Origin of the sequence: Rhizobium sp. YAF28, from assembly GCF_052113285.1 — a bacterium.
Classification (GTDB): domain Bacteria; phylum Pseudomonadota; class Alphaproteobacteria; order Rhizobiales; family Rhizobiaceae; genus Rhizobium.
Map to the genome: position 1 here is coordinate 31938 of NZ_JBFRCX010000018.1, position 15551 is coordinate 47488.

15 protein-coding genes are annotated in these 15551 nt (G+C 60.4%); 13 read left to right on the forward strand and 2 right to left on the reverse strand.

Annotation, left to right across the window (positions count from 1 at the left end; genetic code table 11):
• Window positions 1-59: 59 nt before the first annotated feature.
• The 6 genes from AB4Z13_RS29815 to dhaL (AB4Z13_RS29840) all read left to right on the forward strand — a co-directional run bounded on the left by AB4Z13_RS29815 (window position 60) and on the right by dhaL (AB4Z13_RS29840) (window position 6508).
• On the forward strand, window positions 60-1046 hold the full coding sequence (locus AB4Z13_RS29815) for a substrate-binding domain-containing protein (protein ID WP_113320389.1): 987 nt from the start codon (window positions 60-62) through the stop codon (window positions 1044-1046).
• A 59-nt stretch (window positions 1047-1105) separates the two neighbouring features.
• On the forward strand, window positions 1106-1876 hold the full coding sequence (locus AB4Z13_RS29820; protein WP_442207520.1) for an SDR family oxidoreductase: 771 nt from the start codon (window positions 1106-1108) through the stop codon (window positions 1874-1876).
• 22 nt (window positions 1877-1898) lie between these two features.
• On the forward strand, window positions 1899-2894 hold the full coding sequence (locus AB4Z13_RS29825) for a dihydroxyacetone kinase subunit DhaK (RefSeq protein ID WP_439018099.1): 996 nt from the start codon (window positions 1899-1901) through the stop codon (window positions 2892-2894).
• A gap of 14 nt (window positions 2895-2908) precedes the next feature.
• A complete protein-coding gene (gene dhaL / locus AB4Z13_RS29830; protein WP_439018098.1) occupies window positions 2909-3556 on the forward strand; it encodes a dihydroxyacetone kinase subunit DhaL in 648 nt (215 codons plus the stop codon).
• A 152-nt stretch (window positions 3557-3708) separates the two neighbouring features.
• Window positions 3709-5799: a bifunctional sugar-binding transcriptional regulator/dihydroxyacetone kinase subunit DhaK gene (locus AB4Z13_RS29835; protein ID WP_442207521.1), complete on the forward strand. Its 2091-nt coding sequence runs from the start codon at window positions 3709-3711 to the stop codon at window positions 5797-5799.
• A gap of 52 nt (window positions 5800-5851) precedes the next feature.
• Window positions 5852-6508, forward strand: a complete 657-nt coding sequence (dhaL, locus tag AB4Z13_RS29840) for a dihydroxyacetone kinase subunit DhaL (protein WP_442207522.1) — start codon at window positions 5852-5854, stop codon at window positions 6506-6508.
• Between the two features lie 32 nt (window positions 6509-6540).
• On the opposite strand, the gene AB4Z13_RS29845 is transcribed toward dhaL (AB4Z13_RS29840), so the two are convergent.
• Entirely contained in the window at window positions 6541-7299 is a 759-nt protein-coding gene (locus tag AB4Z13_RS29845) for an alpha/beta fold hydrolase (RefSeq protein WP_310382095.1), read from the reverse strand.
• A 43-nt stretch (window positions 7300-7342) separates the two neighbouring features.
• Window positions 7343-9118, reverse strand: coding sequence for a cytochrome c biogenesis protein DipZ (locus AB4Z13_RS29850; protein WP_442207573.1), 1776 nt, complete (start codon window positions 9116-9118; stop codon window positions 7343-7345).
• 230 nt (window positions 9119-9348) lie between these two features.
• Here AB4Z13_RS29850 and AB4Z13_RS29855 point away from each other — a divergent pair, with 230 nt between their 5' ends.
• The 7 genes from AB4Z13_RS29855 to AB4Z13_RS29885 all read left to right on the forward strand — a co-directional run bounded on the left by AB4Z13_RS29855 (window position 9349) and on the right by AB4Z13_RS29885 (window position 15499).
• Window positions 9349-9720 (forward strand): DUF488 domain-containing protein, encoded by a 372-nt coding sequence (locus tag AB4Z13_RS29855; protein WP_310382096.1) that lies wholly within the window; start codon window positions 9349-9351, stop codon window positions 9718-9720.
• Between the two features lie 137 nt (window positions 9721-9857).
• Complete coding sequence (locus tag AB4Z13_RS29860) at window positions 9858-10898, forward strand: alpha/beta fold hydrolase (RefSeq protein WP_442207523.1); 1041 nt, start codon at window positions 9858-9860, stop codon at window positions 10896-10898.
• Between the two features lie 137 nt (window positions 10899-11035).
• The gene (locus AB4Z13_RS29865; protein WP_007826946.1) at window positions 11036-11776 is read left to right on the forward strand and encodes a response regulator; all 741 of its coding nucleotides are present in this window, start codon (window positions 11036-11038) and stop codon (window positions 11774-11776) included.
• Entirely contained in the window at window positions 11773-13098 is a 1326-nt protein-coding gene (locus AB4Z13_RS29870) for an ATP-binding protein (protein ID WP_439018092.1), read from the forward strand. Before AB4Z13_RS29865 ends, AB4Z13_RS29870 begins: the two co-directional genes overlap by 4 nt.
• A gap of 159 nt (window positions 13099-13257) precedes the next feature.
• A complete protein-coding gene (locus tag AB4Z13_RS29875) occupies window positions 13258-13674 on the forward strand; it encodes an organic hydroperoxide resistance protein (protein WP_113320380.1) in 417 nt (138 codons plus the stop codon).
• Between the two features lie 342 nt (window positions 13675-14016).
• On the forward strand, window positions 14017-14616 hold the full coding sequence (locus AB4Z13_RS29880) for a TetR/AcrR family transcriptional regulator (RefSeq protein WP_310382100.1): 600 nt from the start codon (window positions 14017-14019) through the stop codon (window positions 14614-14616).
• Window positions 14606-15499 (forward strand): haloalkane dehalogenase, encoded by an 894-nt coding sequence (locus AB4Z13_RS29885; protein WP_439018091.1) that lies wholly within the window; start codon window positions 14606-14608, stop codon window positions 15497-15499. Before AB4Z13_RS29880 ends, AB4Z13_RS29885 begins: the two co-directional genes overlap by 11 nt.
• The last annotated feature ends 52 nt before the right edge of the window (window positions 15500-15551 follow it).

The following is a 15551-nucleotide window of genomic DNA, read 5'->3' on the forward strand; positions in this document are numbered from 1 at the left end:
CGCCCCGTCCGACAGGCAAGCCATGCTGGCAGCCTAAACCCAAGGTGGAGGAGAATGAAATGAAAAAGCTTCTGATTGCGCTTGCTTCGGCAACGGCGCTGCTGGCGACGTCGGCCGCAGCCCAGGAGAAGATTAAGATTGGCGCAGCGCCCTACGGCCTGAATGCGGAATTCATGCAGATCTGGACTGCGGCCCTGCAGGACCACCCCGCCGTCAAGAGCGGCGAGGTCGAACTGACGGTCTTCGATGGCCGCTATGACGCGCTGGTTCAGCAGGACCAGTTCAAGACGATGATTACGCAAAAGTACAACGCCATCATCTTCGCTCCGATCGACGTTGATGCAGGGGCATCTGCCGTTCAGTCCGCCGTCGACGCCGGCATTCCGGTCATCGGCTCCAACACCCGCGTCAATTCCGATCAACTGACCTCCTATGTCGGGTCCGATGACACGGTTTCCGGTTATCTCGAAGCCAAGAGTGTGCTGGACAAAATCGGCTGCAAGGGCAATGTCGTGATCATCGAGGGCCCGGTCGGCCAGTCGGCGCAGATCCAGCGCCTGCAGGGTAACAAGAAGGCGTTGGCCGAGTGCCCTAACGTCAAGGTTCTCGAAGACCAGACGGCTAACTGGTCGCGCGCCGAAGCTCAGACGCTGATGGAGAACTGGCTGACGTCGCACCCGAACCAGATCAACGGCATTATCGGCCAGAACGATGAAATGGCGCTCGGCGCCATCGAGGCGATCAAGGCTGCCGGGCTCGACGTCAAGAGCTTCGCCATCGCCGGTATCGACGGCGTCACCGATGCGCTGCGGGCCGCCAAGGCCGGTGAGATGACCTCGATCCTTCAGGATGCTCGCGCCCAGGCGCAGGGCGCTCTGGATCTTGCGATCTTCAATGCCAAGAAGGGCGACTATAAGCCGGAATCCGATATCTGGACCACCTACAAGGATATGCCGTGGAACGACGGCAAGGATAAGACCTATAATGTCCCGTGGACCCCGGTGACGGCTGAAAACGTCGATAAGCTACTTTCCACTCGCAAGTGATCCTCCCTGGGGCGGGATGAAGATCCCGCCCCATATCCCGACAGGTTGAGAAGAAAGCCATGACTGATTCAAAACAGGTTGATTTGAACTTTTCCTTGAGCGGCAAGGTCGCTCTGATCACGGGTGGGGCCTCCGGCATCGGCAGCGCCATCGCATCCGCCATGACCGCCAAAGGCGCGATCGTCGGCGTGGTGGACATCAATGGATCGGTCGCGAAGGCCAAGGCCGACGAACTCGGCAACGGCGCGAAATCATTCGTCTGCGATGTGTCGGACCCGCAATCGGTCGAAAAGGTGGTTTCCGACGTGGTGGCCGCATTCGGTCACATCGATATTGCCGTCAACAGCGCCGGTGTCGTCATGCTCGCGCCAGCAGAGGAACTCAGCCTCGACGCGTGGGACAAGACCATCGCGATCAATCTCAAAGGCACCTTCCTGGTGTCCCAGGCCGCCGGCCGCGCCATGATCAAGGCGGGCAGGGGCGGCAAGATCATCAACATGGCCTCACAGGCAGGCACGGTCGCCATCGACCAGCATGTTGCCTATTGTGCCTCGAAGTTCGGCGTTATCGGTCTTTCCAAGACGCTGGCTGCCGAATGGGGAAAGCACGGCATCAACGTCAACACGATCTCTCCGACCGTCGTCCTGACCGATCTCGGCAGGAAGGCATGGGACGGCCCACGCGGTGAAGCGCTGAAACAGCGCATTCCATCCGGCCGTTTTGCATTTCCAGAGGAGATTGCGGCGGCGGCGGTGTTCCTGGCTTCCAACGGCGCCGATATGATCAATGGCGCGGACCTTCTGGTCGACGGCGGCTACACCATTATCTGACGCGCGGTAGATAGGAGTTATAATGCAGAGGTTTATCAACAATCCGGACGAGGTCGTCGAGGATACCGTCAAGGGCTTCGTCAAGGCCCATGCCGACATCGTCAGGCTATCGGCACAAAATCCCCGTGTCATTGCTGCTCGTCACACGCCGGTCGCCGGCAAAGTCGGCGTTATCACCGGTGGCGGTTCGGGTCATGAGCCGGCCTTCATCGGTTATACCGGCCGCAACATGCTGGATGCCGTGGCCGTCGGCGAACTTTTCTCTTCGCCAACCGCAAAGAGCTTCCTCGATGCCGCGCGCGAAGCCAATGGCGGCAATGGCGTCGTGTGCCTCTATGGCAACTATGCCGGCGACAACATGAACGTGAAGATGGCAATCAAGCTGGCGGCCAAAGAAGGCATCGAGATCGTCACCGTCGTTGCCAATGACGATGTATGTTCAGCAGGCCCTGAGGAGCGCGAAAAGCGTCGCGGCGTCGCCGGCGAGATATTCATGTGGAAGTGCGGCGCGGCGAAGGCTGCAGAGGGCGCGAGCCTCGAAGAGGTTCGTGCGACCGCTCAGAAAGCGATCGACAATTGCCGTTCGATCGGCGTCGGCCTCGGCCCCTGCACGCTGCCCTCCGTCGGCCATCCGAATTTCACCATCGAGCCCGGCACGATGGAGGTCGGCATCGGCCACCATGGCGAACCCGGCGTGCGCGTCGAGCCGCTGAAATCCGCCAAGGAAGTTGCAGAGGAGATGGCGAAGATCGTTCTCGACGATCACCAGCTTCCTGCTGGAGCCGAAGTCGCAGTTATCGTGTCAGGGCTTGGCGCAACGCCGCTCAACGAGCTCTATATTCTCCACGATACGATTGAATCCGAGATCACCGGACGCGGACTGAAGATCTATAAGGTCTATATCGGCAACTATTTCACATCGCTGGAAATGGTCGGCGCAACACTGACCGTCATGGCACTGGACGACGAGCTGAAGCGGCTGCTGAATATTGATGTTCAGTGCCCTGCGATGCTATGAGGGGAGGCAGGCGAATGCAGCAATTTCGGAATGCCAAATCGGGCGATATCGTTCTCTCGCTTGCCGATCGGATCATCGAAAACCGCGCCTATCTGAGCGAAATTGACGGCAAGATCGGCGACGGTGACCATGGCGTCAACATGGCCAAGGGTTTCGGTATGGCGGCCGAACGCGTCAAAGGGGCAGATATGTCCTTGGCGGAAGCGCTCGACACGCTCGGCACCGTGCTGATGACAGAGATCGGCGGCTCCATGGGACCGCTCTATGGCGTCATGTTCACGCAGTTTGCCGAAACGATCGAGAAGTCTGATGCGATCGACGCCGCGACGTTTAGCACCATGCTCCACAATGGCCTCGATGGCATTCAGGCGATCGGCTCGGCCAAGGTGGGCGACAAGACGCTGCTCGACACGCTCGTGCCGGCGATCAGTGCGTTCGATACGGCGATCGGCAGCGGAAAGTCCTTTGGCGAGGCGCTTCAGGCTCTCGTCGCAGCTGCGGAGGCCGGGCGGGACAGTACACGCGATCTCGTCGCCAAGATCGGTCGCGCCAGCCGCCTTGGCGAACGTTCGCTCGGCGTGCTCGATGCGGGCGCGACATCCTGCGCGTTGATCCTGAAATCGCTGGCTGATGGCGTGGAAACGAGGCTCCAGCCCGCCTGACAAATCGGGCTTTGGTGAGAGCCCGTGATCCTCCCTTGCATCACCTTCCCGGCCGCTTCGGCGGCCGGGAACAATCGGCCGGAAGTACGTTGAAAACTGCAGCTTTTGCGCTCATCTTCGCCGTCGATTGCAGACGAGGGGAACCAGGCAGGATGACGGCTAAGACATCATCGGCACGAAAGAACACTACGGCTGATATCGCGGCTGAACCAATCCCGCTGCGCTACGGCGACGATCCCTATGTGTGGGCATGCTGGCTCTACTACGAGGACGGCATGACCCAAGGCGATATCGCCGAAACCATGGGCATTTCACGCGCCACGGTGAACAGTTACCTCGCCGATGCGCGCGCCCGCGGCATCGTCAATATTTCCATCGAACCCTCGCGCCTGAGTTCTCTCACCATCGCCCAGGAACTGAAGCGGCATTTCGGTCTGCATGACTGTCTTGTCGTACCGAGCGACGACAATGCCCGGCCGCTGATCGAACGGCTTGGCGCAGCCGGCGCGCAGGCACTGCAGAAACTGTTGAAATCCGGGGATACAATGGCGGTCGTCTGGGGCCGTACCATCATGGCGGTCGGCGAGCAGGCCGCCATTTCGGGACTGCAGGACATGACCATTGTGCAGGCGACAGGTGGGACGAGCGCAACCTTCGCCTACACGCCGGAACTTTGTGCCGCGGCCTTTGCCGACGCGGTCGATGGCCGGCTTATCAACATCTCTGCGCCTGCCATCGTTTCCAGCGCCGAATTGCGTAACATGCTGATGCGCGAACCTTTGATCGATCAGCAGTTTGAGGCGCTTTCGCGGGCAAACAGGGTGATTTTCGGCATCGCCTCCATGCGGCCGAATTCCACTATCCACACCAGCGGCTTTTTTGAGTCGGTCTCGTTGCAGGACTATCTGGCGAAGGACGCGACCGGTGTCGTTGCCGGACGCTTCATCGACGGCCACGGACGGCCCGTCGCCGGTCCGCTGGACGACCGGACCGTCGGCATTTCGCTTGACCTCCTGAAGAAGATCAACATGCGCATTGCTGTTGCCGGCGGGTTCGACAAGGTGCCGGCGATCCTCGCCGCGCTGCGCGGCGGCTATGTCAATGTCCTGATCACCGATGCAGCCACCGGCCGCGGCATCCTGAATGCTGATGGCGTCACCGAGATCGCCCAAAAGCTCTCCCAGCGTCCGCGCGCGGAAAGCGAGGTGTCGGCGCCGCTGAACGGCGCTCGCACCCAAATCAAGAAGTTCCTGAACAATCCTGATGATGTCGTCGAGGAAATGCTCGAGGGTGTCGTCAAAGCGCACGCGAATTACCTCCGCCCGGTCGACGGCTCCAACCGCGCTCTCGTTGCCCGCGCGGGCCCGCGGGCTGGCAAGGTTGGACTGGTCGTCGGCGGCGGCACCGGCCATGAGCCGGCGTTCCTCGGTTATGTCGGCAAAGGGCTCGCTGACGCTGTCGCGGTCGGGAATATCTTTTCCTCGCCGCCTCCGGGGCCGATCCTGCAATGCGCCAAGGCAGCGTCGGGCGGGGAGGGCGTGCTCTTCGTCTACGGCAATTACGCCGGCGACGTCATGAATTTCGAGATGGCTGCCGAAATGGCGGCAGAGGACAATATCGAAGTCCGCACCGTGGTGACGACCGACGATATCTCCTCCTCGCCTTTGGAGGATCGGGATGGACGCCACGGTGTTGCCGGCAATTTCTTCATTTTCAAGATTGCCGGTGCGGCCTGCGATCGCGGCCTGTCGCTGAATGCTTGCGAGGCAGCAACGCGAAAAGCCAATGACCGTACGTTCACGATGGGTGTTGCGCTGGAGCCCTGTTCGTTGCCGCAGACGCGTCGCCACAATTTCGAGATCGGTCCCGACGATATGGAAATCGGCATGGGCATTCACGGCGAACCGGGCGTGATGCGCGAAAAGATGATGAGCGCCGACGGCGTGGTCGATGTCGTCATGGATCGCATATTTTCGGAGATGAAACCGGTGGCGGGGGACCGCGTCGCCGTTCTCGTCAACTCGTTCGGCGGCACGCCGCTGATGGAACTCTATATTCTCTACCGAAGGGTGGAGCAGCGCCTGAGCGCGAAGGGGATCAAGATCGAAGCGAACTGGGTGGGGCATTATTGCACATCGCTCGATATGGTCGGCGCATCCATATCGATCCTGCATCTCGACCAGGAATTGACGGATCTGCTGCATCACCCCTGCGATACGGCGTTTCTGAGGGTCGTAAACTGAAAAGTATAAAAGCATCCCAGGGGGCTGGGCTGCATGAATTGGGAGGATACGCATGTCGGCAAACGCGGCCCGCCGCCTCAGCAGGATGTTTCACCGGATATCCGTGGCGATTTCGGCTGAGAAGGATCATCTCTCCGATCTGGATGGCGCGATCGGCGATGCCGACCACGGCATTACCATGTCGCTCGGCTTCCAGGCGGTGAATGGCGAACTGGCGAAACACGATCTCGATAAAATATTGCCATCAGAGGTCTTTTCGCTTGCCGCATCCGCCTTTCTCGATGCCGTTGGCGCATCGACCGGCCCGCTCTATGCCACGGCCTTCCGCAAGGCGGCGCAGGCTCTGAAGCGGGACGAGACGCTTTCGATCGCCGCTCAGGCTGCAATTGTCGAGGCTATGACATCGGGTATCCGGGACCGCGGCAAGGGGCAGCGCGGTGACAAGACGATGCTGGATGCCTGGATCCCGGCAACAGAGGCGGCTGCTGCTGCCCGCGACAGACAGGCGACAGTCTTGGACATGTGGAACGGCATTCTTGAAGCCGCAGACGCCGGCGCACGCTCGACCCGTTCGATGGTTGCCACGCGCGGCCGTGCCGCCCGCCTCGGCGAACGATCCCTTGGCCACATCGATCCGGGCGCGGCATCGGCCGTCGTCATCATCAAGGCGATGAAGGAAACGTTCACGGAAAATGAGCCGGCGGAGTGATCCACCGGCTCCGGTCACCGCTTTTGATCTGCTTACTTGCCGGCTGCCTCGGCAGCCTTCGCGATCACATCGGCAACCTTCTCCGGTTGAGACGCGAAGACGGCGTGGCTTGCCTTGATCTCCGCCACCGTGCTGCCGGCCCGCTTTGCCATGTCACGTTCGAGGTCGGGATTGATCGAACGGTCTTCGGTGGCGACGATCGTCCAGCTCTTTTTAGTCTTCCAGGCGGGATCCCCGACCTTGGCCGAGAAGGCCTCCTTGGAGGCGAAGACCTGCGATTTCGCTAGGAACGCGGCCTCGTCCTTCGGCAGGTCGGCGGCGAAGTCGTTCGCGAAGGCGGCCGGATCGAGATAGAGGTATTTTCCGTCCTTCGTCTCACGAATATTCATGCCGCCAGCCGGCTTGGAACTCGCCAGGCTGATGAGGCTTTCACCCTTGTCCGGCTGGAAGGCCGCGACATAGACCAGGCCCGCGACGTTGGGACTGTTGCCGGCTTCGGTGATCACCATGCCGCCATAGCTGTGCCCGATGAGCAGGGTCGGGCCGTCCTGCAAGTCCAGCACCCGGTTGGTGGCGGCGACGTCATCGGCAAGCGAGGTGATCGGCTCCTGGACGATGGTGACGTTGAAGCCGCGGTGCTCGAGGATTTCGGTTGCCTGGCGCCAGCCGGAGCCGTCGGCGAGTGCGCCGTGGACGATGACGATGTTTTTCACCTCGGCCGCCTGGGCAGCAAAAGCGATGACGCTGGTGGCGAAGGCAAGGGCGAGGGTGGAAAAATACTTGCGTTTCATGGTGATTGCTCCTGTTGTTCAAGTTAAATGAGAGAAGGAATGTTCAGCCGAATGTGAAGGCGTAGGCCTGGACGCCGGGATCGAGGAAATGGATCGCGAAGTTGCGTGCTTCCACCGCGCCGGACTGGCGCACGAGCTGGTAGAGTTTGGTCGAGGTCACCGTGCCGTTTCCATCGGCGTCGATATCGCTGCCATGGTCGGCACCTGGCGCCTTGCCGTCGACCGTCACCTGGAAGCGGATCGGTTTGCCGTCAGCACTTGGGCCAAGAACGAGATGTAGGTCGCGGGCGCTGAAGCGGTAGGCGATGCCGCCGCCTGCCTGATCCAGCGTCGCCTCTTCGGCACCGACAGTCCATTTGCCCGAAAGACCCCACTGGTTGAGACCCGGCTGCTTCACCGAATAGTCCCCGGTGGCATCGGCACGCATGCTCTCATTGGACGCAAAGCCGGTGGCCTGCTTGTAGCCGATATAGGTCTCGCCGGAGCCGATGTCCTTCAGGTCCGGGCTCACTTCGGCGCCTTTCGCATCCGGCACGACCGGTGCGCTTGTTGCCGTCTCGCTGCCGGCTTCGCGCAACAGGTCCTGGATCGCCTGCTCGGTCTGTCGATAGTTGCCTTCGCCGAAGTGATGTTCGCGGATCTGGCCCTTGGCATCGATCAGATAATGGGCCGGCCAGTAGCTGTTATCGAAGGCGCGCCAGATCTTGTAGTCGTTGTCGATTGCGACCGGATATCCGATGTTGAAGTCGCCAATGGCCTTTTTGACATTGTCGATCTTCTTTTCGAAGGCAAATTCCGGGGCATGCACGCCGATCACGACCAGGCCCTGGTCTTTGTATTTTTCAGCCCAGGCGCGGACATAGGGGATAGTGCGGATGCAGTTGATGCAGGAATACGTCCAGAAATCGACAAGCACGACCTTGCCACGAAGCTGTTCAGTCGTCAGCGGCGGCGAGTTCAGCCATTCGACGGCCCCGTCCAGTGATGGCGCACGGCCTTCGACCGGCAGATCGCTGTGGAAAGGTTTCTTCGCATCGGCAAGACCGATCGTCTTGTCGTTGCTCGCGACTTCGGACGATCCTCCATCTGTTGGCTTCACATTCACCCTGTCGAGAACGGCCTGCTCGAAGGATGCGGTGCTGGCATAGGAGAGCTGCGAAAGCAGGCCGGTGTCGAGACCGAGTGCGATAACGATGACACCTGCAAGCACGGCAGCGCCGAGGCCCTGACGAATGCGCTCGCTGACGCCGAGCGACTTCTTCATGCCGGCAAAGATCTGGCCGCCGACGGAAAGCGCGATGGCGAGTGAGGTGGCCGCGCCCGCCGCATAGGCGAGCAGCAGGAACGTCGTCTGCAGATTCGCTCCCTGGAGTGCGGCTCCGGTCAGTACGAGACCGAGGATCGGCCCGGCGCAGGGCGCCCAGAGCAGACCGGTTGCGACGCCGAGAACGAGCGCGCTTGCCGTTGTCGGCGCAGAGCCGGTCTTGCCGGAAGCGTTCAGCAGGCGATTGCCGAAATCGACGACCGGCTGGGTGATGAAGCTTGCGACACGCGGCGACAGAAGGCCGACGCCGAAGACAGCAAGCAAGGTCAGCGCGGCAAGGCGGCCATATTCATTGGCGTTGATCGCCCAGCTGCCGCCAACGGCGGCAAGTGTGGCTACCAACGCGAAGGTGGCGGCCATCCCGATCAGCATGGGCAGCGTGCTGCGCACGAATGGCTGTCCGGCGCGGGCGAAGACGAAGGGCAGGATGGGAAGGATGCAGGGGCTGAATATGGTCAGCGCCCCTCCGAGATAGGCAATGATAAGAAGCGTCATCATCGTTTCCTTTGGAACCGGGTGATCGGGCTCTGGACGGCGATGCAGCCCGACCAGCAACGCGGCTATCTGGTCGAGGCGATGTATCTCGGATGTGTCTGGTTTCCCGGCAATATGTACCGAAGTGTAGGAAGCGCTCCGATGAGGGCTGCGCTATCTTCCATGCATCAGCGCTTCGCCTAGCCCGGACCCCGCAAGAAGAGGGATGATCGCTGAATGAGGAGGATCAAATGACAGCCAGAGCTGAGACGGTAAAGCTCAAGCGGGTCTATGCGGCCAAGGTGGATGCGGATGGCGCCCGACTGCTGGTCGATCGCATCTGGCCCCGCGGTCTCAGCAAGGAGCGTGCTGCACTGACTGCCTGGCTAAAGGATGTCGCGCCAAGCACCGAGCTGCGCCACTGGTTCAATCATGAGCCTGATCGCTGGGAGGAGTTCCGTCGGCGCTACACCGCAGAGCTTGAGCACAAGGAGGAAGAGCTGAAGCTCGTGACCGATTTCGTAAAGAAGGGCACGGTCACGCTGCTTTATGCCACCAGCGATGACGAGCACAACAATGCCGTGGCGCTCCGTGATTTCCTCATCCGACGGATTTTCGATTGAGAAGGCAGCCAATTGTATCAGAACGTATCCGGAAGGCCGGATGCTACATCCGCATGCAATTGAAGCGGATACCCGAAACATCGGGGATACATGCGCGCTGTTTTCTCCCTGCCATCAACTTGAAACGGAGAGAGCCAATGTCCAGCGAAATCAATCTTCAGCGTCGTCGTTTTTTCGGTGTTGCGGCCATGACCATGGCGGCGGTCGAATTTGGCCTGACCAGTGCCGCTGGTGCCCAGTCGCAGGTTACCGCGCCCGCCGTGACGGCAGGCTCGCATACGTCCTTTGCACCGCTGAAGCAGGTCAAGGCTGGCGTACTTAATGTTGGCTACGCTGAAGCCGGTCCCGCAAATGGCCCGGTTGTGCTCCTTCTTCATGGCTGGCCCTACGACATCTACAGCTTCGTCGATGTAGCGCCTGCGCTCGCCGATGCCGGCTACCGGGTACTGATCCCCTATCTGCGCGGCTATGGCTCAACCGAATTCCTCTCCGCAAAGACACCACGCAACGGTCAGCAGGCTGCCATCGCCACTGATATCATCGCCTTCATGGATGCGCTTGACATCGAGCGCGCCGTGATCGGCGGTTATGATTGGGGCGGCCGCACCGCGGACATCCTGGCCGCTGTCTGGCCGGAACGTTGCAAGGGTTTGGTCTCGGTCAGCGGCTATCTGATCGGCAGTCAGGAGGCGAACAAGAAGCCGCTTCCGCCGCAGGCCGAGCTGTCCTGGTGGTATCAGTTCTACTTCGCCACCGAACGCGGCCGCGAGGGGTATGAGGCCAACCGGCATGATTTCGCAAAGCTGATTTGGAAGCTTGCTTCGCCGCAGTGGAAATTTGATGACGCAACTTTCGACCGCTCTGCCAAAGCCTTCGAAAACCCTGACCATGTCGCAATCACCATCCACAACTACCGCTGGCGGCTTGGCCTTGCCAATGGCGAAAAGAAGTATGACGCGTTGGAAAAGAAGCTCGCTGCTTTTCCTGTTATCACCGTACCGACCATCACCATGGAAGGCGACGCCAATGGCGCGCCGCATCCGGAGCCTTCGGCCTACGCCAAAAAGTTCACCGGCAGGTATGAGCATCGCAACATCACTGGCGGTATCGGCCATAACCTGCCGCAAGAAGCACCGCAGGCCTTTGCCCAGGCCATTCTGGATGTCGATCGCTTCTAAAGCCTGCCTCGGCTGCCGCGAACGGAATTCCCTGTTTCGTGGCAGCCAATTCAGAGTCAAAACAGTAAGCAGCGAGTCTGCGTCTGAGATAACAGTTCTGCTGCACGCCAACAGATAGAGGATCCGAAAGTCCTGACATGGAGCACGTCGACCACATCCTGATCGTCGATGACGATCGTGAAATCCGCGAACTGGTTTCCAGCTATCTGAAGAAGAACGGGCTTCGGACGTCAGTCGCCGCCGATGGCCGCCAGATGCGCAGCTTTCTCGAAGGCAATACGGTCGATCTCATCGTGCTCGATGTCATGATGCCGGGCGATGACGGGCTCGTGCTCTGTCGTGAGCTGCGTGCGGGTAAGCACAAGGCAACGCCTATCCTGATGCTGACGGCCCGCAGCGACGAGATGGATCGCATCATCGGGTTGGAGATGGGCGCCGACGACTATCTGCCGAAACCCTTTGCCGCGCGCGAATTGCTGGCACGCATCAAGGCCGTCCTTCGCCGCACCCGCGCGCTGCCGCCGAACCTGCAGATTTCGGAGGCAGGACAGTGGCTTCGCTTCGGTGACTGGCGCCTGGATACGGTCGGCCGGCATCTTCTTGACAGGCAAGGAACCGAGATTGCGCTGAGCGGCGCCGAATACCGGCTGCTGCGGGTCTTCATCGACCATCCGCAGCGGGTGCTCAACCGCGACCAACTGCTGAACCTTACGCAGGGCCGCGATGCGGAACTCTTCGACCGCTCCATCGACCTGCTGGTCAGCCGCGTTCGCCAGCGACTGGGGGATGATGCCCGCGAGCCGACCTATATCAAGACGGTGCGCAGTGAAGGTTACGTCTTTTCCGTTCCGGTGGAGATTGAAGAGGCCAGGTCATGAGCGTGGGGGCTGCTCTTCGCTCCGGGTTTTGGCCGAGCACGCTGCGGGCTCGTCTTTTCTTCATTCTGCTGGCGGGCCTGGCGATTGCCTATGGCCTGTCCTTCACAGTCCTCTTCGTTGAGCGTTCCATGTCGGCCAAGGCCGTCATGCTCGGCACGTTGGAAAGTGATGTCGCGACCTCGATCGCCGTTCTCGACCGCCTGCCGGCGGATCAGCGCAGCGACCTGCTCGATCGTCTCAGCCGCGGCAACTATCGTTTCGAACTTGGGCCCGGTCTGCCCGGTGTGCCCGACAATTCCAGCAAGGGCAGGGAAATCGGCGGCAGGATCGAAGAGGCGATCGGCGGCACCTATCCGATCCGCATGGAATCCATTCCGGGCGATATCAGCCGGCTGCAGGCGCATCTGACGCTGAGTGACGGAAGTCCGCTGACGATCGACATCACGCCGCGGCCTCCGATGCCGATTGCGGCATGGTTGCCCTATGTGCTTGCTATCCAGATGGTGCTGCTCGTGCTTTGCACCTGGTTTGCCGTGCGCCAGGCAATCCGGCCGCTCGGGGCTCTTGCGGCTGCGGCCGACGCACTCGATCCCAACAAGAAAGGTCCGCCGCTCAGCGAGCGTGGCCCGAGCGAAGTTGCGCATGCGGCGCGCGCCTTTAATGCCATGCGCGAAAGGATCGCGCATTATCTCGAAGAGCGGGTACAGATTCTGGCTGCGATCTCGCACGACCTGCAGACGCCGATCACCCGTATGCGGCTGCGCGCCGATATGACCGATGATTCCCCCGAGAAGGACAAGCTGGTGCGCGATCTCGGTGAGATCGAACGTCTCGTGCAGGATGGGATCGCTTATGCCCGCAGCGCCCATGGCAATGGCGAGAAGTTTTCCCGTATCGACCTCTCGTCCTTCATCGACAGCATCGCCTATGACTATCAGGACATGGACAAGGCCGTCAGCGTCGTCGGCCTCGTGCAGGGCATTGCATCGACGAAACCGCATGCGCTTCGTCGCATTCTCACGAACTTCGTCGACAATGCGCTGAAATTCGCAGGTGCAGCCGAAATCAGCGTTGAGCGGAAAGGCGAGGAGGCGATCGCCATCACCGTGATGGACCGCGGCCCTGGCATTCCGGACGCCATGCTCGAAGCCGCCATGCAACCCTTCTTCCGGCTGGAACAGTCGCGTAATCGCGAGACTGGCGGCACAGGCCTTGGCCTTGCCATTGCCCAGCAATTGGCAGCCGCAATCGGCGGCTCGGTGCGGCTCTACAACCGCGAGGGCGGTGGTCTCGCGGCCGAAGTGACGATCCGCGCCAATTGATTTTTTCGCTGCATTTGTATGCGAAAATGTCCAGATAGACCGGCGCTACGCTTTGATACAGTTCGGCCGATTTTGGAAACATACGGGATACGTCAGACCGTCAAAACCACTCCGTCACCAGATGTCGCAGGTTGCGACACGAAACCAAGGAGTGCTCTCATGACGACGATTGAAAAGGTTCTCTACACCGGCAAGACCCACACCACCGGCGGCCGCGACGGCGCCGCTCGCAGCAGCGATGCGCAGCTCGATGTGAAGCTTTCGCCTCCGGGCAGCGCCCATGCAGGCACCAATCCTGAACAGCTCTTTGCAGCCGGCTGGTCGGCCTGCTTCATCGGGGCAATGGGCCTTGCTGCTGGCAAGCGCAAGCTGAGGCTTCCCGCCGATACTGCTGTTGACGCTGAAGTCGATCTCGGCATGACCGGCGATGCCTATTTCCTGCAGGCCCGGTTGAACATCAGCCTGCCGGGTCTGGAACCTGAAGTCGCCCGCACGCTGATTGAGGAAGCCCACCAGACCTGCCCTTATTCGAAGGCGACGCGCGGCAACATCAATGTCGAGCTCAATCTCGTCTAAACATCCCGGCTCAATTTGGGTGCAGCTGGCTGCATCCACGGAGGCTTCGATGAAAAGGATCATTATCTTCATTCTGGGAGCAGCGGTTTTTGCAGCCCCCTGTATCTATGACGTGTTCTCTGATGAGCCGTCGCCACTGCTTGGTCTGCTTGCTGCGGCCTCGGGGGCACCCGGGTCCCTGTAAGGTGATTGCAATCTGTCATCGCTGAGAGCGATGAGTAGGGCACCCGCCGTTTGGCGGGTGCCTTTATTTTTTTAAGTCTTTCTACCTGTCTGGCTCCGATTGCGTCGCAAAACGATCTCAGTCTTGACATTAATACGGTCGTACGTATTGTAATGCGTATGGCAAAACATTCACATCGAAACTCAATTCTCGAAGCCGGCCGAAAGGTCATGTTCCGCAAGGGTTACATTGGCGCGGGGGTCCGCGACATCGTCGCCGAAGCGGGCGTGCCACAGGGTTCGTTCACGAACCACTTCCGTTCCAAAGAGGAATTCACGAAGGAGGTGCTGGATCTCTACTTTCAGGATCTTCAGTGCGCCATCGAGACGGCGCTTGGGGATGCGGGGCTGAGACCACGCCAGCGCATCGAGAAATATCTCGATATCATCACCGGCCGTCTGGCTGCCGATGGTTTCAGCCGCGGCTGCCTCATCGGCGATCTCAGCCTGGAGGCGGCCCCGCAGAGCGAGACGCTGCGCACGCGGCTATCGGAAATTTTTGGCGAATGGAGCGCGCCATTTACGGCTTGCATTGCCGAAGGACAGGCCTCCGGGGAGATCGATGATGCGATCAGTCCGGAAGATCTGGCCGAATTCCTCCTTGCTTCATGGGAAGGCGCGATCCTGCGCATGAAAGTATCGCGGGATGCCCAGCCCCTGGAGCGGTTCAAGAAGATCGTCTTTGCCACCGTGTTCAAGGATCACAGCCATGAGACATGATATCAGTCTGCCGCGCGTGCCGGTGCTCGATTCCGAAATGGCATATCGCGAGGCCGGCAGAACGGACGGCCCTGTCGCCCTCCTTCTGCATGGCAATCCCACTTCGTCTTATATCTGGCGCAACATCATTCCGCATGTCGCAGATGCCGCCCATTGTATCGCTCCGGACTTGATCGGCTTCGGCCAATCCGGCAAGCCGGATATTGCCTATCGATTCGAAGACCATGTGCGCTACGTCGACGCCTTCATAGCGAAGATGGGCATCAAGTCGGCCTATCTCGTCGCCCAGGATTGGGGAAGCGGGCTGGCGCTCCATCTCGCCGCCCGTCGTCCCGATTTCGTCCGAGGCTTGGCCTTCATGGAGTTCATCAGACCGATCCCGACCTGGGACGAATTTCTGCAGAACAGCGACGAGCGTGAGATTTTTCGCAGATTCCGCACGCCGGGAGAGGGGGAGGCGCTCGTTCTCCAGGACAATATCTTCGTTGAAGGCGTACTGCCGGGGGCAACGCACCGTCAATTCAGCGAGGAGGAGATGGCCGTCTATCGAGCGCCGTTTCCGACACCGGCCTCGCGCCGGCCGACCTGGCAATTTCCAAATGAGCTGCCGATCGCCGGCGAACCGGCAGATGTCTATGCGATCATGGAAAAGGCGCACGAGGCTCTGGCGGTATCGAACTATCCGAAGCTTCTCTTCGCTGGCGATCCCGGCGCCCTCATTCCGACCGCCTTTGCCGAGGATTTTGCAAAACGTCTGCGTAATTGCCGGCTGATCAAGCTGGGCAAAGGCCTGCACTACCTGCAGGAAGATCATCCTGAAATCATCGGCGAGACGGTTGCCGCGTTCATCGCCGAGATCGAGGCGCAGAGCCTGGTCGCATAAGGCAGCGGAGCGATTGCCGCCACTGGAGAACGAAGGCGAGCCTCGACTTCGT